General features: G+C 68.8%; 17 protein-coding genes. 10 read left to right on the top strand and 7 right to left on the bottom strand.

All coding sequences use genetic code 11. From position 1 onward, the window contains the following. Positions 1-36: 36 nt before the first annotated feature. Positions 37-1,371, top strand: a complete 1,335-nt coding sequence (locus E0H75_RS34965) for a GGDEF domain-containing protein (protein WP_131518000.1) — start codon at positions 37-39, stop codon at positions 1,369-1,371. Here the strand turns inward: E0H75_RS34965 and E0H75_RS34960 are convergent. After that, a complete protein-coding gene (locus E0H75_RS34960; protein ID WP_131517999.1) occupies positions 1,353-2,336 on the bottom strand; it encodes a zinc-binding dehydrogenase in 984 nt (327 codons plus the stop codon). The genes E0H75_RS34965 and E0H75_RS34960 overlap by 19 nt on opposite strands. Before the next feature lie 130 nt (positions 2,337-2,466). On the opposite strand from E0H75_RS34960, the gene E0H75_RS34955 reads away from it, so the two are divergent. Both E0H75_RS34955 and E0H75_RS34950 read left to right on the top strand, forming a co-directional pair. After that, complete coding sequence (locus E0H75_RS34955) at positions 2,467-5,379, top strand: DEAD/DEAH box helicase (RefSeq protein WP_131517998.1); 2,913 nt, start codon at positions 2,467-2,469, stop codon at positions 5,377-5,379. Between the two features lie 194 nt (positions 5,380-5,573). Continuing rightward, positions 5,574-6,662, top strand: a complete 1,089-nt coding sequence (locus E0H75_RS34950; RefSeq protein ID WP_238163463.1) for an SWIM zinc finger family protein — start codon at positions 5,574-5,576, stop codon at positions 6,660-6,662. A 190-nt stretch (positions 6,663-6,852) separates the two neighbouring features. Here E0H75_RS34950 and E0H75_RS34945 read toward each other — a convergent pair whose 3' ends face one another. From E0H75_RS34945 to E0H75_RS34930, 4 genes are read right to left on the bottom strand one after another with little or no spacing between them, the layout of a single operon-like run. Next, positions 6,853-7,203 carry an iron chaperone gene (locus tag E0H75_RS34945; RefSeq protein WP_131517996.1) on the bottom strand — a complete coding sequence of 117 codons (351 nt, stop codon included), beginning with the start codon at positions 7,201-7,203 and terminating at the stop codon, positions 6,853-6,855. Between the two features lie 20 nt (positions 7,204-7,223). Next, positions 7,224-7,865, bottom strand: a complete 642-nt coding sequence (locus E0H75_RS34940; RefSeq protein WP_131517995.1) for a maleylpyruvate isomerase family mycothiol-dependent enzyme — start codon at positions 7,863-7,865, stop codon at positions 7,224-7,226. Further along, the gene (locus E0H75_RS34935) at positions 7,862-8,839 is read right to left on the bottom strand and encodes a GDSL-type esterase/lipase family protein (protein ID WP_238163462.1); all 978 of its coding nucleotides are present in this window, start codon (positions 8,837-8,839) and stop codon (positions 7,862-7,864) included. The genes E0H75_RS34940 and E0H75_RS34935 overlap by 4 nt, the downstream gene beginning before the upstream one ends. A 47-nt stretch (positions 8,840-8,886) precedes the next feature. Beyond that, positions 8,887-9,681: a TrmH family RNA methyltransferase gene (locus E0H75_RS34930; RefSeq protein WP_131517994.1), complete on the bottom strand. Its 795-nt coding sequence runs from the start codon at positions 9,679-9,681 to the stop codon at positions 8,887-8,889. Between the two features lie 386 nt (positions 9,682-10,067). Between E0H75_RS34930 and E0H75_RS34925 the strand changes: the two genes are divergently transcribed. The 4 genes from E0H75_RS34925 (at position 10,068) to E0H75_RS34910 (ending at position 15,913) form a co-directional block, all read left to right on the top strand. Next, a complete protein-coding gene (locus E0H75_RS34925; RefSeq protein WP_131517993.1) occupies positions 10,068-11,258 on the top strand; it encodes a hypothetical protein in 1,191 nt (396 codons plus the stop codon). Further along, a complete protein-coding gene (locus E0H75_RS43745) occupies positions 11,255-12,037 on the top strand; it encodes a hypothetical protein (RefSeq protein WP_202873327.1) in 783 nt (260 codons plus the stop codon). Before E0H75_RS34925 ends, E0H75_RS43745 begins: the two co-directional genes overlap by 4 nt. Then, positions 12,034-12,720 (top strand): hypothetical protein, encoded by a 687-nt coding sequence (locus E0H75_RS34915; RefSeq protein WP_238163461.1) that lies wholly within the window; start codon positions 12,034-12,036, stop codon positions 12,718-12,720. Before E0H75_RS43745 ends, E0H75_RS34915 begins: the two co-directional genes overlap by 4 nt. 76 nt (positions 12,721-12,796) lie before the next feature. Beyond that, positions 12,797-15,913 carry a coiled-coil domain-containing protein gene (locus E0H75_RS34910; RefSeq protein ID WP_131517992.1) on the top strand — a complete coding sequence of 1,039 codons (3,117 nt, stop codon included), beginning with the start codon at positions 12,797-12,799 and terminating at the stop codon, positions 15,911-15,913. A 101-nt stretch (positions 15,914-16,014) separates the two neighbouring features. Here E0H75_RS34910 and E0H75_RS34905 read toward each other — a convergent pair whose 3' ends face one another. Beyond that, positions 16,015-16,599 (bottom strand): TetR/AcrR family transcriptional regulator, encoded by a 585-nt coding sequence (locus E0H75_RS34905; protein WP_238163460.1) that lies wholly within the window; start codon positions 16,597-16,599, stop codon positions 16,015-16,017. Positions 16,600-16,725: 126 nt separating this feature from the next. On the opposite strand from E0H75_RS34905, the gene E0H75_RS34900 reads away from it, so the two are divergent. After that, the gene (locus E0H75_RS34900; RefSeq protein ID WP_131517991.1) at positions 16,726-17,778 is read left to right on the top strand and encodes an aldo/keto reductase; all 1,053 of its coding nucleotides are present in this window, start codon (positions 16,726-16,728) and stop codon (positions 17,776-17,778) included. A 234-nt stretch (positions 17,779-18,012) separates the two neighbouring features. Continuing rightward, the gene (locus tag E0H75_RS34895) at positions 18,013-18,663 is read left to right on the top strand and encodes a hypothetical protein (RefSeq protein ID WP_131517990.1); all 651 of its coding nucleotides are present in this window, start codon (positions 18,013-18,015) and stop codon (positions 18,661-18,663) included. A gap of 3 nt (positions 18,664-18,666) precedes the next feature. Here the strand turns inward: E0H75_RS34895 and E0H75_RS34890 are convergent, their stop codons facing one another. Further along, positions 18,667-19,137, bottom strand: coding sequence for a P-loop nucleotide/nucleoside kinase family protein (locus tag E0H75_RS34890; RefSeq protein ID WP_131518249.1), 471 nt, complete (start codon positions 19,135-19,137; stop codon positions 18,667-18,669). A gap of 47 nt (positions 19,138-19,184) precedes the next feature. On the opposite strand from E0H75_RS34890, the gene E0H75_RS34885 reads away from it, so the two are divergent. Further along, complete coding sequence (locus E0H75_RS34885; protein WP_337589525.1) at positions 19,185-19,532, top strand: helix-hairpin-helix domain-containing protein; 348 nt, start codon at positions 19,185-19,187, stop codon at positions 19,530-19,532. Positions 19,533-19,637 lie beyond the last annotated feature (105 nt).

Here is a 19,637-nt window from a genome sequence, read left to right as displayed (position 1 = left end):
GGAATAACCGTTCAGGTCTATCCGTGTGAGGCCACCATGATTCTGATCGGTCGGAGCAAGTGGGTGCCACCCCGCCGCTGGAAGCTCTGGTCGTTGCCGCGCCCGGCACTGAGCTACGTGCTCGGCGTCGAGGCCGTCGCAGTCGTCATCACCGCCTTGGCTGTGGCCTCGACGGTCTCCGGCGCCCGGACCGGCGTCAGGCCGACCGAGTGGGTCGCCTTCGCCGTACTGGCGGCCGCCTCGGTGCTTCACCTGGAGTCTGCCCGCGGAATCGAGCGCCGACGCGAGATGGCGGCGAACACTTCGCCGTACACCAACCTGAAGAGCCTGTGGGTGTTCGCCGGCCTGTTGCTGCTGCCGCTGAGCCTGGTCGTCGCCCTCGTCGTGGTGTCGTACGGGTACTCGTGGATCCGCGTCTACGGACGGACGATCGCGCACCGCAAGGTGTTCTCCGCCAGCACGTTCATCCTCGCCAGTGGAGCTGCAGCCGCAGTACTTCGCGCCGGCGGCCTGCTGAATGAGCCGCGGGTGCCGACCGGGCCGTGGACCCTGCTGGTCGTGGTGGCCGCGGCGACCACGTGGTGGCTGGTGAACTTCGCGCTGGTGATCGGTGCGATCCTGCTCTCCTCCCCCGACGCCACTGCTCGTGGTGCACTGGGAGACCTCGCGGATCAGCTGGTCGTAGTGGCCGGGCTCGGCCTCGGTGTGGCCGTTGCCGGACTGCAGGCGTCGTACCCCTGGGTCGTGCCGATCCTGATGGTGACGGTGCTCGCGCTGCACCGGGATCTGCTGCTGCCGCAGTTCCAGCGCGCTGCTGGGACGGACGTGAAGACTGGTCTGGCGACACCGGCGTACTGGGCCAATGCAGTGCCGACCGAGTTGGCGCGGGCGGAGACCATGCGCAGCACGGTCGGTCTGCTGATGCTGGACCTCGACCGCTTCAAGGAGATCAACGACACCTACGGCCACCCGGCCGGGGACCAGGCGCTGCGTGCGGTCGGCGAGAGTGTACGCGCGGAGGTCCGGCAGGGTGACCTGGTCGCACGGGTCGGCGGAGACGAGCTGGCCGTACTGCTGCCGGGAGCCACGGAGACTGAGGTGCTCGAGGTGGCCGAGCGGATCCGGGACCGGCTCAGCGCGCTGAGCGTGTCAGTGGACACCAGCACGGATACCACCGCAGTGATCAGCGGTGTGCCGGCGTCGTTCGGCGCAGCGGTGTACCCGGAGGTTGCCGCCACGATGGACCAGTTGGTGCTGGCCGCTGACAACGCACTGCTCACCGCGAAGCGGGACGGGCGCAACCGGATCGTCGCGGCCCGCCCGAACCCGCCTGCAGTGACCGACCACGCCGATCAGCCGGTCGGCGACTGACCCACTCGGATCAGGGCCTTGCCCAGGAGCGTGCGCTGCTCCAGGGCGGTGTGGGCGTCAGCCACGTGGTCGAGGTCGTAGACCTGGTCGATCACCGGCATCAGGTCTCCGGCGACGGCTCGCGCGAGCACATCTGCACCCGTGACCGTCGTAGTGGTCGAGTCGGCGCGCAGATCGGCGATCCCCTTCACCGTGATGCCTCGGCGCTCCGCTTCGGCCGCGTCGTACGTTGCGAAACCGCCGCTCGGAGCGCCGTGGGCGGAGAACCAGCCGCCGTCCTTGACGACCGTGAAAGCGGTCGCGCCGAGCTCACCGCCGGCACCTTCGAACACGATGTCCGCGCCCTTCGACGCGTCGAGGACCAACTTGTCCCAGCCGGGCTTGGAGTAGTCGACCACCACGTCAGCGCCCTGCGCCTTGCTGAGGTCGAGTTTCGCCTGACCACGGGCAACTGCGATGACATGTGCACCGGCCTTGTGCGCTAGCTGGGTCAGCAGCAGTCCCATGCCGCCCGCGGATGCAGTGACCAGCACCTCCTTGTCCTGCATCGGCGGCGCGAGCTCCTCCAGCATCAGAGCGGTGAAGCCGTCGCCGAAGACGCCGACCGCGGTCGCCAGGTTGAGTCCGGCGGGCGCCTTGACCAGACCGTCCGTGGCTGCGACCGCAAGCTCGGCGTGGGCGCCGAATCCGACGGAACGGCCGACCACCGTCTGACCGATCCAGTCCTCTGCCACACCCGGTCCGACCGCACGCACGCGGCCACCGAGCGAACCACCCGGGACGTACGGCGGGGTCATGTCGAAGAACTGACTGTGCTGGCCACGCCGGATGGCGGTCTCGACGAAGATCACGTCGGCCACCTCGACCTCGACCAGCACCTGACCGGCCGCCGGCACCGGATCCGGCCACTCCTGGGTCCTGATCACCTCGGGCCCACCGAACTCGGTCACCACTGCTGCACGCATGCTCACTCCTTCGCTCTGGATGCCTTCGAGCCTGCAACCTCAACGTTGGTTCAGGTCAACTCCGGGGGTTGTCCACAGGTCGTCGGCGACGGGCGGAAAGTTGTCGGCGGTCCGGCGTACTGTGCAGGGCATGTTCGACGCCGTCTTCGTTCCTGCCGACCCGCCGCGTGCGGGCCGCCTGGCGTTGTACGGCGACCTCTCGGCGACGGGCGAGGCGGCCGACGGGACCGTGGATCTCGTGCTGCCCAAGGGATCCCAGGTGCGGCGTACCACCGTGCCGGCTCGCCTGCTGAGCATCGGCGAGCTGCTCGAGTGGATCGGCCGGCCGCTCGAAGGTTCGGTCAGCTGGGAGGCGTGGCGTGCCGCGGCGTTCGCAGGGATGGGGCTGATCGCCCGCGGCCGACTCGTCCCGGATCGAAGTCCGAGTGGGTACGGCGCGTGGCGGGTGGCGCCGCTGGATCCGCTGGACCGGGGCTGGTTGCGGAACCTCACTGCCGCGATGCCGCCGTACGGGCACGCGTTGCCGATTGAGGGGACGCGGCCGGTGCGACTGGTCGATCCGGAGCCCCTGGTGCGGTCGTTCTGGGATGCGCTGGCGGACACCGTCGTGCGGACGTCGGCTGCGGCAGTCGCCGTGCGGCCTGGTGCGGCGGCCTTTGCTGGGGTTGATTCGGTGGAGGTGACCGGAGCGACTGCCTGGTTGGAGGAGACCGCGCTGAGCGAGGAGGCCGGGGCGCGTCTCGTGCTGCGGATCGAGCCACCTTCGGAGTCGGCCGACGAGTTCCGCGCTGTGTTGCAGTTGCGCAGTGGTGTGGATCCGAGCCTGCTCATGGATGTGTCCGACGTGTGGAGTGCGCCGGCGGCAGTGCTGGCTGCTCTTGGGGAGCGTGCGGAGACCGATCTGCTGTTGGCGTTGCGGCGTGGTGCTCGGGTCTGGCCGCCCTTGGGTGCTGCGTTGCGGGACGCGGCCCCGGCAGAGGTTGGGGTCGATGACGAGGCGTTGGAGGAGTTGACCGAGGGCAGCACGGCGTTGGAGGGCGCCGGGATCGAGGTGCTCTGGCCGACCGAGTTGTTCGCAGGTGAGCTGGCGGTGCGTGGGACAGTCGCGACGCCGACGCCTGGAGCGGTGACCGGGCCGGACTTCAGCTTGACCGATCTGGTCGCGTTCCGCTGGCGGCCGACGCTCGACGGGCAGGAGTTGACCGAGCAGGAGGTTGCGGCGCTGGCGGAGGCCAAGCGGCCGATGATCCGGATGCGTGGCCGATGGGTCCGAGTCGATCAGGATCTGGTCCAGAAGCTGCGGCGTGGTGGGACTCGCAAACTGACCGGAGCCGAGGCGCTCGGCGCTGCGCTGACGGGGACGATCGAGGTGGACGGTGAGCTCGTCGCGTTCGACGCGAACGGGTCGCTGGCCTCGATGCTCGCGCGGTTGCGGACGGCCGAGGAGCCTGCGCCCTTCGTGGAACCGGCGGGGCTGCGGGCAACGTTGCGCGACTACCAGCGGCGCGGTGTGGCGTGGATGACGCATCTTGCGGATCTCGGTCTGGGTGGCTGTCTCGCCGACGACATGGGGCTCGGCAAGACGATCCAGATGATCGCGCTGCACCTCCGACTCCAGGGTCGCGGTCGCGGACCGACGCTGGTGGTGTGCCCGTCGACACTGCTCGGGACGTGGGAGCGGGAGTTCGCCCGGTTCGCGCCGGACGTGACGACGCGGCGGTACCACGGCACCGGGCGAAACCTCAGCGACCTCGCACCGGACGAGGTGGTGCTCACGACGTACGGCGTGGTGCGGCAGGACCACCGCGTGCTCGGTGAGGTGTTCTGGGGTCTGGCGGTCGCGGACGAGGCGCAACATGCGAAGAACCCGCTGTCGCGGACCGCACGATCACTGCGGACGTTGCCGTCGGCAACCAGGATCGCGTTGACCGGGACGCCGGTGGAGAACCGGTTGTCGGAGCTGTGGTCGATCCTGGACTGGGCCGCGCCGGGGTTGCTCGGCACGCTCGACCGGTTCCGCCACGACGTCGCCGTACCGGTGGAGCGGTATCACGACGAGGAGGCGACCGCGCGGCTCGCTCGAGTGACCCGGCCGTTCCTGTTGCGGCGGCGCAAGAGTGATCCCGGGATCGCGCCGGAGTTGCCCCAGAAGACCGAGCACGACGTCGTCGTACCGCTCACGACAGAGCAGGCCACGCTGTATCAGGCCGTCGCGAAGGAGACGCTCGCCAAGATCGAGTCGGCGGAAGGAATCGCGCGACGCGGTCTCGTGCTCAGCCTGCTGACGCAGTTGAAGCAGGTCTGCAACCACCCTGCCCAGTTCCTGCACGAGCCGGGACCGCTGGAGCGCCGTTCAGGCAAGCTCGCTGCGCTGGACGAACTGCTCGACGTCATCCTGGCCGAAGGCGAGTCGGTGCTGATCTTCAGCCAGTACGTCGAGATGTGCCGGCTGATCGAAGCGCACCTGGCGGCGCGACGGGTCCGGACGCTGTTCCTGCACGGTGGGATCGGGGTGCGGAAGCGGGAGCAGATGGTCGAGCAGTTCCAGGCGGGCGAGGCACAGGTGTTCCTGCTGTCGTTGAAGGCCGGTGGCGTCGGGCTGACGCTGACTCAGGCGACGCACGTCGTCCACTACGACCGCTGGTGGAACCCGGCGGTCGAGGACCAGGCAACGGACCGCGCCTATCGCATCGGCCAGGATCGCCCGGTGCAGGTCCATCGACTCGTCACCGAGAACACGCTGGAAGACCGGATCTCAACAGTCATCGCAGCCAAACGCGATCTCGCGGACGCGGTAGTCGGCTCCGGCGAAGCCTGGCTGAGCGAACTGTCCGACGCAGAACTAGCCGAACTGGTCGAACTATCGACCGGCCCAACAAAGTCCGGCTCAACCAGCGCCTACAACCCCTCCGCCATCGGAAAATCCCCTCCCAAACCCACCAGCACGCCCGCGCCCGGAGCTGACCCGTCCATCGCCACGACACCCCGGCCTGCAGCCGGCCCGTCGACCGCCGGGAGGCAGGAGCCTGGAGGTGGCTCGTGAATGAGCGGGTGCCTTGGCAGGGGTGGCGGCGTTCAGGTGAGGACGCGGGGTTGCCGGCGGCGAAGGGTCCGGGAAGCCGGCGGCCGTTCGGTGCTACGTGGTGGGGACGCGCGTGGCTGGAGGCGTTGGAGCATCGCGCTCGGTTGGATCCGGGTCGGCTCTCGCGCGGGCGTTCATATGCGCGGCGCGGGAGTGTGCTGGAGCTGACGGTGTCGCCGGGTTCGGTCGACGCAGTCGTGCAGGGCAGCCGAGTCACGCCGTACCAGGTGACAGTGCGGATCCGCGCGTTCTCCTCAGCCGAGTGGGACGCCGTACTCGAGGTGGTGTCATCGCAGATCGGCCGGGTGGCGGCGTTGCTCGACGGCGAGCTGCCGCCCGAGGTCGTCGACGATGTTCATGCCGCTGGGCTGGACCTGCTGCCGGGCGCAGGTGAGGTGCTGACCAACTGCAGTTGCCCGGACTTCGCCGTACCGTGCAAACACTCCGCCGCCGTCTGCTACCTAGTCACCGACGCCCTGGACGACGATCCGTTCGCCCTGCTCCTCCTCCGCGGCCGCCGCAAAGACGAGCTCCTCAACGCCCTCCGCTCCCGCCGCACCGGCCCGGCCCCCACCACCCCGCCCCGCACTCCCCCACCCCCAGGCATCCCAGCCATAGCCGCCTTCGCCAAGTCCTTCACCACCCCCAACCCCTCCGACGGCTCTGGTCAGGTCGGGTCTGGTGGTGGGTACGGCGGGGTGGCTGTGCCGGTTCCGCCTCGGCCGATGGGGGCGCACGGTTCGCCGGCGGCGGTGCGAGCGTTGGATCCACCGCGTTCGTCGGGCGTCGACGTACGTGACCTGATCGCCCTCGCCACAGACGCGGCACACAGGGCTTGGGAGTTCGCATCCGGCGACGGCGACGCCGGGCTGCGCCTCACCTCCGACCAGGACCTGGCCCGCCGCGCCTCCCACCTGCTCGGTACTCCCGAGCTGGCCGACCTGGCCCACCGAGCCGGCGTACCAGCGCGTCAACTCACCAGCTGGGCCGTCGCCTGGCGCGAAGGCGGCCCCGGCGGCCTCTCCGCCACCGTCGAGACCCCAACCGACATCGACGAAGCAGCCCTGGCCGAAGCAGCCCAGGCCCTCCCCGGCGCCACCATCGAAGCCAACCGCGTCACTGCCGGCAAAACCCAACTCCGCCTCGGCCCCGACGCCCTCTGGTACCGCTTCGACCAGCACTTCAACGACTGGACCCTCACCCGCCCACCCTCCCCCGACCCCCAAGACCTCCTCACCGACTAGGACCCTAGGCTGCACCGACCGAGACGGCCGTGCCGCACCAGGCTGTGGCGCACCTCCGCTCTCTGGAAACTTCTGGTCACCTGCAGACCCTTTGTTTCCGCAGATGCCGGCACCGCCAGTCAGCTGACCCGCGAGCCGGGGATCCACCAGCCAACTCCGCCACCGGCCCCCGCAGCCTCACAACTAACACCTAGATCCGGGCGGACACGAAGGCTTGGGTCAGGGTGGTTATGAGGGTGTACGGGATGGGGTGTTTGAGGGGGAACTTGAGGGTGCCTTTGCCGGAGCGGTAGGGGGCGATGGCGGCGGACGAGGCGTCGTCGAGGGGTGGGATGGGGTAGAGGGCGATGTGCTCTTTCCATCCGCTGAAGTACAGGAGGGACTTGCCGTCGAGGGTGATGGTTGGGATCTGGTAGCTGATCTTCTCGCCCGTGCCGGGGACGGCGGCGTGGATGGTACGGCGTACCTCCTGCAGGATCTCCTGGACATCTGCCGGGAACGACGCGATGTACTGGTCCACGCTGGTGAACTTCTCCGCCATACCGCCATGGTGCCCGAAGGTCAGGATGGGCGCAGTGGGGTGAACGGCATCGGGGCGGGTGTCGGGTTCGGGTCCCAGGTCTCCGCGAGGGGGGTCGGGCGCCATTTCCAGGACGCGGGCGCCGGGTTGTCGGGGATCGCCGTGCGACCGGTCAGCCAGCGCAGGTTGAGCCAGGGGTCGGCAGTCGGGCGCGGCTCGTGCGGGAACATCCGCGTCAAGACCCGTTCGCAGAGATCAGGCGGCGGGGTGAGCGAGCAGCCCAAGCCGGTGGTGAGGTCGTGGCCGTGTACGAGCACCTCCACGCACGCCATGCCGGTGAAGCCCTCCGGATCGCCGATTCCCCACGGATGAAACGCACGCACGTCGGGCGCGCTAGCGCGAACCACCGAGGCGAGGATGCTCCCCGCCGCCTCCACGAAGTCGAGTACGCCGGCGGGCGGGGCGAGTTCCTGCGCCCGCGCAGACCAGCGGACGTACTGCGTCCGCGCCCCGACCGCGAGCTGAGACGCCCAGTGCAGCTGCGCCTGCCCGAGATGCTCGGCGGTCGCGCGGCAGGTCCAGTCGATGGTCCCGGCCGGCACGTTCCAGTCCGCGTCCACTGCGGGGCGCAAAGCCTGGACGAGGTGGCCGACCGCTGACTCGAGGTCGTCCGCGGTGATCATCTGCGGCGGAGGGACGTGTGGGTCTCGAGGGCGGGAATGAGGCGGTCGGCGATCTTGGCGTGGCCGGCGACCGAGGGGTGGACGAGGTCGGTGCAGTCGTCCTCGGTGATCCAGCCGGTGGAGTCGATGCAGACGACGTTCGGATCGTCGAGCGACTTGACGGCCGCGGCGATCGTGTCGGCGTGCTTGCCGTTGAACGGGGTGAGCGACACGATCGTGGTCTCCGGGTAGGCCGCTCGTACCCGCGCAACGTAAGCGGCGTACGGCTCCGGTTCCAACGTCTCGTCGTTGACACCGAGGTTGAGTACGACGACGTTCGGCGCCGTGACCCGTTCGGCGGGCGAGCCGGCGAAGTTCCACCCGAACGACTCCGGCCCCGGCGGCACCTCGCCGTTCCCCGGCTTGATGATGCCCTGGCTCCCGAACCCGACCTGGTGCGACGTGGCGCCGAACGCGCGGGCAGTCAGATACGCGTACGTCGTCGTACCGTCGGCACCCTCCGACTCGGAATGCGTACTCAACGACCTCACTCCCTGCGTGATCGAGTCGCCATAGAACTCGAGCCGCGGACCGCTCGGCCGCCCACTGAGCCGCACTCTAGAGTTCACCTCTAGCAACAAACCCGCGAACACCACCGCACACTCGAACGGCGGGTTCCACCGGTTGACGTGCTCGTTGACGTCCTTGACCACGACCTCGACCTGATGCCGGCCAGTCGGCACGGTCAGTTCGATCACCGGGTTCTCGATCAGGTGGAGCGCCGGCTCGCCGTCGTCGATGGTGATCCACAGGTGCGGTGCGACGGTCAGTCCGGCCGTGTCGAACAGCAACTGCACACTCTCGCCGGCGTACGAGAACGAGATCCGCGAGCCGGAGTTGACGGTGATCGCCACCCCGGGCTGGTGACCCCACTGGCCTTCCAGGACGATGCGCGGATCTGACGGGGCGACGACCTCGCCTGGTTCGAACGGCACGTCTCACACTCCTCGTGTTGGGTGGCGGTGCAATTCTGCCTGGCCGATCACCAGCCGTCCTTGCGCGCCCGCGCTTCGAACAGCAGGATGCCCGCGGACAGCGCGACGTTGAGCGAGTCGGCCTGGCCAAGCATCGGGATGGACACCGCGCCGAAGCCCTGCGTGTGCCACTCCTTCGACAGCCCGCTGCCCTCCGATCCGACAACGAACGCGGTCGGCCCGTCGTAGTCGACGCCGCGGTAGCTCCCACCGGCGGCAGGGTCGGCGAGATGAACGCGGAAGTCGTGGCCGCGCAGCCACGCCGCCGCGCTCGCGATGTCGTCGAACTCCAGCACCGGCGTCGACAGGATCGTCCCGCGGCTGGCCGAGTACACGGACGGGTGGCTTGGCCGGGCCCGCCTGCTGGTGAGGACGAGACAGTCCGCGTTCGCCGCGTCCACGGTGCGGATGAGGGTGCCGAGGTTGCCGGCGTACTCGACGCCGTCCGCCACCAGGACGAGAGACGAGGTGGTGAAGCGGAACGACTGCGGCTTCCACACCGGCAGCCGGGCGATGGAGATCAGGCCGTCGGAGCGCGTCCTGCGGGACAGCCGGCCGAGCAGCTTCTCCGAGATCTGGTACACCTCGGCGGCGCGCTCGGCGATCCGGCGGGCGGCGTACGGCGTACCGGCCTCGGGGCACCAGAAGAAGGCCTCGATGGTGGTGTTGGTGGCGAGTAGGCGGTCGTGTTCCCAGCTGCCTTCGACCATGATCCGGCCGGGGGAGGCGTCCTTGCGGACGGTGAGCAGGTCGCGGACACGGGGGTGTTGCGCGCCGATCGGACGCGCGTGCGGCACAGTCATGTGCGTAACTCCGGTACGGAGAGAACGAGAAAGCTCGCCGGGGACCCTGTGACGGGTTCCGCACCGGCGTGGCGAACGCCCTAAGGCGCCGTGGTATGGACGCGGTCTACCTGGACCGCGTCAACCAATGATGCTTCGGATTCTCTCCACGCCAGGATCGTAGGCAGCCGCCCACACACCCGTCATCCGATTTACCCCCTACCACTTGTCCACAGACTCAGGACAACCCGGTTTTGGACTTGTCGGTGTGCCCGCCCGACCGCCGTTCTTCCCTTTGTCCACAGGTCCGAGGCAGCCCGGTTTTGGACTGTCGGTGTGGGTGGTTAGAGTCCTTTCTCTGGTTGCCGGTCGCTCGCGGGGGCGGCGCCACACGGGAGGAGCACGCGATGGACGCGACGTTGCTGGACGCGGAGGCCGAGGCGGCCGTACTGCGCGTCTACCGTCAGGTGTTCGCAGTGCTCGCTCGCGAGGCCGGCGCGATGATCGTCGACCCCGACCTGCTGGACGTCGACCAAGCAATCTTGGACGCGTTCGCCGAGGCCGGCAGCGACGGTCTCACCGTCGAGCAGGCGACCCTCGCCTGCCGGGCGTACCCGCACGACGTGATCGTCCGTCGCTTCGAGGTCCTGCGGCAGTACGGCGCGATCACCAAACTCGTCGACCGTCCGAACGAACTGCGTCACCGAGCCGCGTTCGCGCCGTACGTGATGCTGATGTTCCTCCGCCGGATGTCGGTGCAGGGCGGCCAGGGCGAGCTGCACCAGTTGCTCACGCTCGAGGCGCACAGCGTCAGCGATCCCAGTGCGACCGAGGACGAGGGCAGGGCCTCGATCGAGCGGCTGACGAAGGTGTTCCGGTTGCTCGGCAACGAGCTCGCGATCCTGGTCTCGACCAGCACGACCGCACAACTCCGGGAGAACGCACAGCTCGCGTGGGGGAACGAACGCCTCATCGAGCAGGCCGAGAAGGTGCACCGGATCGTGCTGGACCGCTGGCCCAGCCTGCATCGCGCGTGTACGTCGCTGCGGATGGCGCTAGCGGCGTACGCCGACGCCGTACAACTAGCGGCCGGGCGGCTGGTAGAGAGAGCCGGTACAACGCGCGCACTCGGACTGCTGCCGATCGAGACGTGGCTGACGTTCACGCGAAGCAGTGAGCCTGAGGCGCTCGCGGGAGTGCTGGACGGGTTGCTGTTCGATGCCGCGGCTCCGGACTTCTCGCCGCAGACGATGGTCGAGGCCGTCGAGACAGGACGGCGGAGCGGGACGGCGCGGATGGCTCCGCCGCGGCCGACCGCGGACGCCGACGCGCCTGAGTCCGCGGCCGCGACGGATCGGGAAGAGCTACGCGTCGAGGCCGAGCGCGTGCTGGCTGGGCGATCCTCGGTTGACGTCGTCGAGGTCGTGGACGATGCCGGCGACTGGATCACCGCGCGGCGCGTGCTGGCTGAGCTGACGGCGGCGCATCTCCACGACGAGCTCGACTATGAACTGGTGTGGTCGGACGGGATGCGCATCGACCCGACAGCTGGGACACCGTGGGCGACCGAGGGCGTGTTCCGGCGGGTGACGCGGTGAGTACTCCGTCCGAAGCCGTCGAGCGGCGGCTGTACAACGCGTTGTGGTGGGCGAAGGTGCAGTCCGCCGGGCCGCTGGAGGTGCCGCCCGACACGCCCGCCGTCGCCGGTCTGACCCGGGCTGCCGCTCCAGATGGCTCGAGCGTGTGGCTGGTCCCGACAATGCCTTCCGGCGCTGGCCATGCTGTGCTGGACGAGTTGGACACTCCCCCCGTCGCCGTGGAGCAGCCGAACGAGACCGCGCGGGTGCTCGCGATCTGCGTCGCCTGCTGCTGGACCGACCGCAGCGGACCGGCCTGGCCGGGCTCGACCGGGACGCTCACCCAGATCAGGTCCGTGTACGCCGGGATGCGCGGCCGCGCCGAGCAGTCGAGTGACCTCACCCTGATCATCGGCAGCCTCCGGCGGCTGCACGCCACGCACTGGCTGCTGTGGAACGAGAAGGCCGGCGAGGTCCGCCTCGGTCCACGCGTCATCACCTGGACCCCGACCGATCAATCCACCCTCCGCGACCTCTGCCGTCACCTCCCCGACCCACCACCTCCGGTCCTCACCACCACGCCGGCAGTCGACCCAACCCCAGAAGACCCACTCCCGAACGCAGCCGCAACGACCGCCGCATCCCCGGCGACGCATAGTGGCCCGGCAGCTACAGCCACCCATTCCGCGCTGACAGACACCGGCCCGGCACCTACGGTCACCCATCCCGCGGCTACGGACATCGACCCGGCCGCCGGACGACGATCTGACGGACACCCCTGGTACGGAGGTGTCCGATGACTGAGCAGCATGTGCTCTTCGACCCCCTGCTGCAGGATCTGAGCGACCGGGCCCGCGACGAGGTGCTGGCCGCCTTCAGCGCAGTGCAGTACGCCGCACATCCAGTCGCCGAGGTGCAGCTGGCCGGCCTCCGAGACGTCACACTTCGTCGACATGTCCAGAAGATGCTGAAGCTCATCGGTCGCACTCTGGTCCACGTCGACGGCACGCACTGGACCTCCGGCTACGCCGACGACATCGCCGCAACGCTGACCACACAGGGCTGGCAGCCCATGTCCGTGGTGGACCGTGCCGTGCTGGTGCTCGTGCTGATCCACTCCGTCGCGATCCCCCGCAGCGAAGGCATCCTGACCGGTGACAGCTGGAAGTCGGCCCGGCCGACCACAGTCGACGAACTGCGGACCACCAGGATCAGCGGTGAGGAACGGCGGCTTGCATTGCAACGCCTGCGCGCCGCCGGCCTGATCCAGCTGTCCGGCGATCACTCCGGCGGGCCGAGCTACATCCCCGGTCCACAACTCCAACGGCTCACACCAGCCGCGCGTCGCCGACTGCAAGATCAGCTGATCCTCGCCGCGGCACCGGCCAGCCCGATCGCCGAAGCCATCCGAGCCCGCAACGGCACAGCGATCGCCGACCCTGACATTCAGCAAGACAGCAGTGTGGAAGAAGGAGCGGCGTGAACGAGCGTAGGGAGTTCACCATCGAGCACAGTGTGTTGGGTGTCTCATCCGCGCCCGGAGCGAAGCGAGGACGTGGATGAGTAGCGCAGTGGGGGACGGTCCCTTCGACATCCTCGGTTCCAAGGTGCTGCTCGGCGTACAGGTCGTCGATCTGTCGCGGTTGTCGACGCACCCGATTCCGATGGTCGGGCAGGGCCTCGTCACGGTCGCCGGCCAAGGACCAACCGACTCGAACGGCGCCGGCAAGTCGTCCTGGATCGCGGCGCTCAGCCTGCTGCACGCGGACGACCAATGGCGGCTGACCAGCGGCGCGCCCGGCGCGGCCGAGCTGCTGTTCACCGCGGAGGCGGCCGGGCAAGAGGGCAACTGGTCCAACGTCGATCGTGGGTACATCGTCGGTGTTTTCTCCGATCCCGAGCTGACCGACCTCGACGAGCTCGAGGCGGCCGCGATCACCGTGTGGATCCGGATCAACCGCAAGGCGTCCTACATCGACCTGCGCTGGAAGAACGGCCTGCACGTCCCGTACGGCGCGACCGAGGCCGAGCGGGCCGCAGGCGCGGACGCACTGTGGGCCGCCCTGCCGCATTCCAACGGCCGCACGGACTTCCACGCGAACAAGCTGTCCACGGTTCTGTACGGCGGTCAGGTGCGGTGCGTCTCGTTCCTGTCGACGTCGGTGCGGTCCAGCCCGACCGCGAACCTGCTCGCCGAGCCGCTCAACGAGCTCGGCCCGGCGCGCATCTTCAACGCGATCGCAACGCTGACCGGGCTCGACCACGAGCTCGAGCAGGAGCAAGCGCATCGCTCGGCTGAACACACCCAGCGCGAGGCGACCAAGCAGGCGACGGCCGACCTGCAGCGCTGGGAGCAGGAGATGGCGACCGTCGAGGCCGGCATCCTGCAGCGCGGCGCGGCCCGGGAGGCGCTGGCCGACGCGAAGGAGTCCTGGCGAGCGCGGTGCGCGCGGCACCTCATCGACGGCGAGGCGCGCAACAGCGACATCGTGCAGGAGCTCGCAGTACTCGACGAGCGGGTCGCGGAGCAGGAAGCGCGGCGGGAGGTGGTCGACCACGAGATCGATGCCTTCGGCAATGAAGAGGTCCTGCTGCGGGACGTTCAACTCACGCGCCAGGAGCGGGACAAGCTGGATGCGCGCGACCGAGAGCTCGACCTCGCGCAGCGTTCGGTGCGCGAGCAGCTCGAGCGACTCGGTCAGGAGCATCGGCGGCTGCTGGAGGCTGGACGTTCGGCGGACGGGCGTGACCTCGCCGCTGCGGCCGACGAGCAGACCGAGGCGCGCGCCGTACTCGAGGAGCACATCGGACGGGACCACGCGGCCCGGTCCGCGGTCGACTACGCGACGGCTGAGCTGCGCGAAGCCGAGAGCGGTCAGACCGTGTCGGCGACGCAGCAGCAGGTGCTGGAGAACGCAGGCATCGAGTGCGGTGCGCTCACTGACATCACCGAGCTGTCGTCGTCCGCGCGTGCCGAGTGGGAGCCGCGACTGGCGCCGTACCGCGAGGCTGTCGTCATCGACGCCGGTGACGCGGCGGTCGCGTCGGCTGCTCTCGCGGATGCGGGGTATGCCGGATTCCTGCTGGTGCTGGCGAATCGGCCCGATGCCCGCAAGGGTCTGCGCGGCGGACCGACGTCAGCGGACAAGCGGTTCAAGCTGGACGAGTTCTTCGTCGTGCTCGGCGAGCGCGCGACCAAGGAGAACATCGACGACGTCGCCGGCGTCGTCGCGGTCGGCCAGTTCGACGAGCCGCTGACCGGGCGGACCGCGCGCATCGAGGCTGCCCGCCGCCGGGTTGAGGCCGCGGTTGAGGCACGCGGCGTCGCGTCGGCTGCGCTCGACCAGGCACGTGCACGAGTCGAGCAGGCAGAGCGTCGTACGGCGGCCGCCCGCGCGCTGGCCGACGCGGAGTCGGTGCAGGAGCAGATCCTCGCGCTGCGCGATTCCATCGACCGGCACGAGAACGATCGTGATTCACTCGCACCGCAGCTCCAGGCGGCCAAGGAGTCTGCCGAGGCAGCCGCCGGGCAGCAGCTCGTCCGCGACGAACGGCTGAAGAACCTCGAAGCGACCCGCCGCGACCACGAGCGGATCCTCGACGACCTGGCCGCGCGCCGCCTGAGGCTGCTGGAGGAGCAGACCTCACTCGAGCTGATCACGCGAGCCACAGCCTGGGGTACGACGCCGGCGGAGGCGGAGGAGTTCATCCTCGGACTGCCCGACGACGCGCAACGCCGTACCACCGCTGACTGGAACCACCAGGCGTGCACACAGCTCGACGATGTCATCCGCCGCTGCTTCCCGAACGCGCGGTCGCGGGAGGAGATCCCGACCGAGCTCTTCGAGATCCTCAACGGTGCGGACGGCTGGACCAACGGCACGCTCGGCACCCGCGTCGGCTTGGTCCCGGCGCTGCACCGGACGCTGAGCAGTCACCTCGCGCAGCACGAGACGTTCGACAGCCTGCAGCAACAACAGATCGCCAGCCAGCGCGCCGAGCGCAACGCCGCGCTCGAGCGCGCCCGCGAAGGACTCGGCGAGGCCGAGAGCACGGCCCGCGCCCACCGCGCATCCCTTGCCGACGGCATCAAAGCGCGGCTTCGGCTGGTGTCACAGGAGTTCGACCGCCTCGACCAGCAGTACGGCGGCTACGGCGCGAAGCTCGAGTACCCCGAGCCTGACCCGCCGGCCGAGCCGGACAAGCCGTGGCGCTGGACGGTCACGCCGAAGTGGCGACGCTCCGAGGGCGGCCCATACTCCGCGTTCAACGTGAAGGGCAACACCGCGCAGATGGACGAGAAGGCGGTCAAGCTCGTCTGCGCCGCCGCGCTGGCGGGTGGTTCGGACCGTCCGCTGCTGCTGATCCTCGACGAGCTCGGCCGCAACCTCGGTTCGCAGCACCGTCGCGAGGCCGTCGCCCTGTTCGAACAGATCGGCCGCGACCGGAACATCACCGTCATCGGGGCGCTCCAGGACGACATGGAGCGCTATGCGCTGGCGTCATCCCGCCTGTACGTCAAACTCCGCCGCAGCTCCGACACCATGGCCTACAACCAGGCACCAGTTGTCAAGGGCAACGAGGACTACGCCGCGCGGGTCGAGCTCCTCCGCACCTGGCTGACGTCGTACCGCGGCCCAACCCCCACCCTCGAGCTCGCGACCCTCACCCCGTGACTCTGGCACCCCTGCGGGCGGACACTTCATCGCGCGCGCCTAGCGCCGCCAGTGCAGCGGTTGTGGGGCCTGAGCGAGCAGCAGGCGTGATGGTCTCGGCTTCACCGGCTTGTGTTGGCGCCGTAGCGGAGTCCGTCGACGAGGAGCCCGACCATACGTTGGCTGTACGTCGGTCCCTCGTCGGTCAAGGGCATGCACAGCGTGGAGACGGCGTACAGCAAGTCTTTCGGGCTGATGTCGGCGCGGATCTCGCCGGCGGCGGCCGCTGCTTCGAGCAGTCCGCCGAGAGCAGGTCCGAGTCGCTGCATGAAGTAGTCGGGCAGCGCGTCGAACGCCGGATCGCCGGAGTGGAGCGCTGACGCGAGTCCTCGTTTGGTGGCGACGAACTCGGTGAAGCGATCGAGCCATTTCGCGAGTGCCACCACCGGCTCGTGCTCCGCGGTCAGCGCCGGCGCCGCATCGGCACACGCGTCCACCTCGCGCTGGAACACGGCCTTGACCAAGTCGGAGCGCAGCGGATAGTGCCGGTACAGCGTTCCGACTCCGACGCCGGCCAGATCAGCGATCTCCTTCGCCGGCGCGTCCACGCCTGAGCCGGCGAAGACGGTTTTCGCTGCTTCGAGCAGCGAACCGAGGTTGCGTTGCGCGTCGGACCGCATCCGGCGCGGCGCCGTCTTCTCGGTCACCAGACTCCTTCCCTTGCTTTTCCGGAAAGCCATTCCGTATAGTTCCGGAATAGCGTTCCGCTTCTGCCCAGCGTACGGCATCGACGGGCGCTTCACATCCCACCTCACCACCTCAGGAGAATCCCCATGCAGTACCGCACGCTCGGCGGGACCGGCATCCAGGTCAGTCCCTTCGCACTCGGCGCCATGATGTTCGGTGCCGCCGGCAACCCCGACCACGACGACTCGATCCGGATCATCCATCGCGCGTTGGATGCGGGGATCAACTTCGTCGACACGGCGGACATGTACTCCCACGGCGAGTCCGAAGAGATCGTCGGGAAGGCGCTCAAGGGGCGCCGCGACGACGTCGTACTCGCCACCAAGGCGCGCTTCCCAGTGAACTACGACCCCACCGGTGCCACTCCCTTCGTTCCGAACCGCTCGGGCGCCTCACGCAGTTGGCTGATCCGTGCCTTGGACGGCTCGCTGCGCCGACTGGGCACCGACTACATCGATCTGTTCCAGATTCATCAGCCCGACCCAGAGACCGACATCGAGGAGACCCTCTCGGCGCTCACCGACCTGGTGCGGGCCGGCAAGATCCGGGCCATCGGTACCTCCTCGCTGCCGGCGTCGGACATCGTCCAGTCCCACTGGGTTGCCGAGCGGCGCGGCCTGAACCGGCTGCGCACCGAACAGCCGCCGTACTCGATCCTCAACCGCGGTATCGAGCGTGAGGTCCTGCCTGTGGTGCAGCAGTTCGGTATGGGCACGTTGGTCTGGAGCCCGCTCGCGGGTGGTCTGCTCACCGGCCGTTACCGCAAGAATCGGGAGAACAGCACGCACCGGTCCCAGTTCGGCTTCCGGCACCTGACTGACGAGAGCCGCCTGGACGCCGTCGAGGAGCTCATCGCGCTCGCCGAGGACGCCAAGCTGCCGCTCACCCATCTGGCCTTGGCGTTCGTGATCGCCCATCCCGGCGTCACCTCGGCGATCATCGGGCCACGCACGATGGAGCACCTCGACGACCTCCTCGCCGGCTTCGACGTCACATTGACCGACGATGTGCTCGACCGGATCGACGAGATCGTTCCGCCCGGAACCGATGTCGGCGCCCTCGATATGGCCTACCAACCCCCGGCCATCCAGCGCGCGAACCTCCGCCGCCGACCCGTCAGCGAACGCGCTGCCGCCTGACCGAGCGCCGGGAGGTCTGGACCGACCGCTGCCGGCCGACTTCGGCCGTGTACTTTCCAAAACCGCACCCCCGCGGTCGGCCCCGACCACCCGGTGCAGCAAACTGGGTCGGTGACTTCTCTGGGGAACTGCCGCAACTGCTCACACCGAGTAGGCGGAACCCTGGCCAACCGTCCGACTACCGGCGTACCGTCTGCTGGGCAGGTCCGACCGGCTGACGAGCGGAGGGCGTGAATGGCATCGTGGCTTCTCCGCGCCCAGTGGAACCACCGTGACGAGTCCGTCGAACACCGTGCCCTCCGCGTTGGCCGCACCCTGACCGCAGTCGCCGTCGCGTTTCCCGATGTACATGTCTGGACTCAGGACGAGCGCTGGGGGTACCACGTGCTCGAGGCCGACGGGTCCACGCCGCTCCAGGAGATGGTCGAGGCAACCACCAAGGTTCTCGCCAACGGGTCCAGCACGACCCGGCTGCATCTACAGAGCACCGGTGAGCTCCCGTGGTTGTTCGACCTCTCCATGGGCGGCACCCTCACGACCGTTTCGGATCAGCTCACCCTGCACTGGAGCGACGAGGACGCGCTCACGCAGTCCGACCGCTTCGCCCAGGTCCTCCGCGCCGTCGTCTCGATCTGGGAACCCGCATGGGCCAGCATCGCCGACACCGAACTGGCCGCGGCAGCCGGCGTCTTCCGCCGCGGGATCCCGATGGTGGGCTGGCTGACGTACGTCCGCGGCATGGTGGCCGGTGCCTACGGCATCGACATCGACCTCACGCCGTTCGAACGCGGCACGCTCCTCCAGGCCCCGGTCGCCCCCGCGGACCTCACGCCCGTGCACATCTGCGCGGCCGCCGCGCTCGTCGGCATCGCCCCTGAGGCGTAGGCCCTACTCCGTCACCACGACGGCCCGGTCCCACCGCGCCAACTCGGCCGGCCCGGGTACGTCGAACGAAGCGCTGTATTGCTTCAACTCGTCGCGACTGATCGGGAACGTCCCCTTCGGCAACGCCGCATTCCGCGCCTCGATTCGCTGCCACAAGACATCGAACGGCAGATCCAGCAAAATGATCTCCGCCAGAGCACCGAGGTCGTTGGCCCGGGTCCGGAACAGATCTCGCTCTTCCTCCGACCAGCATCCGTAGTCCAGGATCACGTCGACGCCAAGCTCGAGCACTCGCGCCGCCACACCCCAGAGCATCTGGGACTCCAGCACCCACCGCCGGCCGTCGATCTCATTCGTCCCGAACAAGGCGTCCATCCACTCGTCCGGAGTCAGCCGAACGCCCGCCCGTTCCGACTCGAGCCGCCGAGCCCAAGTAGTCTTCCCCGCCCCCGGCAACCCCACGATCAATACCATCACAGCCACCCCCGAACCCTACGCACCGAGTGGACCGCCGGGTGGGAATGTCCGAATCGTTCAAGACAGGTGTCGCGAGTGCGAGGCAGGATCGACGTATGTCTCCTACTCAGCGCACTAGGACCGCCCCGAGCTCTCGCTCGGATCTCACCGACCTCATGAATGTCGGCAAGGCGGTGGCCGGGTACTTCCAACGGGCCGGCATCACCCAGATCAGCGAGCTGGCCGGGCGGGATCCCGTCGAGATCTACGAAGACATGTGCGAGGCCGACGGCCAGCGTCTGGACCCGTGCCTGCTCGACACCGTCATGTCCGCGGTAGACCAGGCCGACGGCAAGCCGGCCCGCCGATGGTGGTCCTACACCGCACACCGCAAACAACTGCTCGAGCAGTGAGGGTGCTGCCGAAGTTGTCCGGACATATGTTAAGGGCCACCCCTTTGTGGGGTGGCCCTTAACAGTGTGAATGTCCGGCGGCGTCCTACTCTCCCACGACCTCCC

Source organism: Kribbella capetownensis (genome assembly GCF_004331485.1).
Classification (GTDB): Bacteria; Actinomycetota; Actinomycetes; order Propionibacteriales; family Kribbellaceae; genus Kribbella; species Kribbella capetownensis.
The sequence above is the reverse complement of the archived record's forward strand: the minus strand, read 5'-3'. Positions and strand labels throughout refer to the sequence as shown.

What these genes read in the sequence shown, in the direction of transcription:
- E0H75_RS34960 (WP_131517999.1), bottom strand. Translation starts at nt 2,336, where the DNA reads ATGCGTGCAGCAGTGGTGACCGAGTTCGGTGGGCCCGAGGTGATCAGG.
- E0H75_RS34940 (WP_131517995.1), bottom strand. Translation starts at nt 7,865, where the DNA reads ATGATCACCGCGGACGACCTCGAGTCAGCGGTCGGCCACCTCGTCCAG.
- E0H75_RS34945 (WP_131517996.1), bottom strand. Translation starts at nt 7,203, where the DNA reads ATGGCGGAGAAGTTCACCAGCGTGGACCAGTACATCGCGTCGTTCCCG.
- E0H75_RS34900 (WP_131517991.1), top strand. Translation starts at nt 16,726, where the DNA reads ATGCAGTACCGCACGCTCGGCGGGACCGGCATCCAGGTCAGTCCCTTC.
- E0H75_RS34910 (WP_131517992.1), top strand. Translation starts at nt 12,797, where the DNA reads ATGAGTAGCGCAGTGGGGGACGGTCCCTTCGACATCCTCGGTTCCAAG.
- E0H75_RS34895 (WP_131517990.1), top strand. Translation starts at nt 18,013, where the DNA reads ATGGCATCGTGGCTTCTCCGCGCCCAGTGGAACCACCGTGACGAGTCC.
- E0H75_RS34955 (WP_131517998.1), top strand. Translation starts at nt 2,467, where the DNA reads ATGTTCGACGCCGTCTTCGTTCCTGCCGACCCGCCGCGTGCGGGCCGC.
- E0H75_RS34925 (WP_131517993.1), top strand. Translation starts at nt 10,068, where the DNA reads ATGGACGCGACGTTGCTGGACGCGGAGGCCGAGGCGGCCGTACTGCGC.
- E0H75_RS34965 (WP_131518000.1), top strand. Translation starts at nt 37, where the DNA reads ATGATTCTGATCGGTCGGAGCAAGTGGGTGCCACCCCGCCGCTGGAAG.
- E0H75_RS34915 (WP_238163461.1), top strand. Translation starts at nt 12,034, where the DNA reads ATGACTGAGCAGCATGTGCTCTTCGACCCCCTGCTGCAGGATCTGAGC.
- E0H75_RS34930 (WP_131517994.1), bottom strand. Translation starts at nt 9,681, where the DNA reads ATGACTGTGCCGCACGCGCGTCCGATCGGCGCGCAACACCCCCGTGTC.
- E0H75_RS34885 (WP_337589525.1), top strand. Translation starts at nt 19,185, where the DNA reads ATGTCCGAATCGTTCAAGACAGGTGTCGCGAGTGCGAGGCAGGATCGA.
- E0H75_RS34890 (WP_131518249.1), bottom strand. Translation starts at nt 19,137, where the DNA reads ATGGTATTGATCGTGGGGTTGCCGGGGGCGGGGAAGACTACTTGGGCT.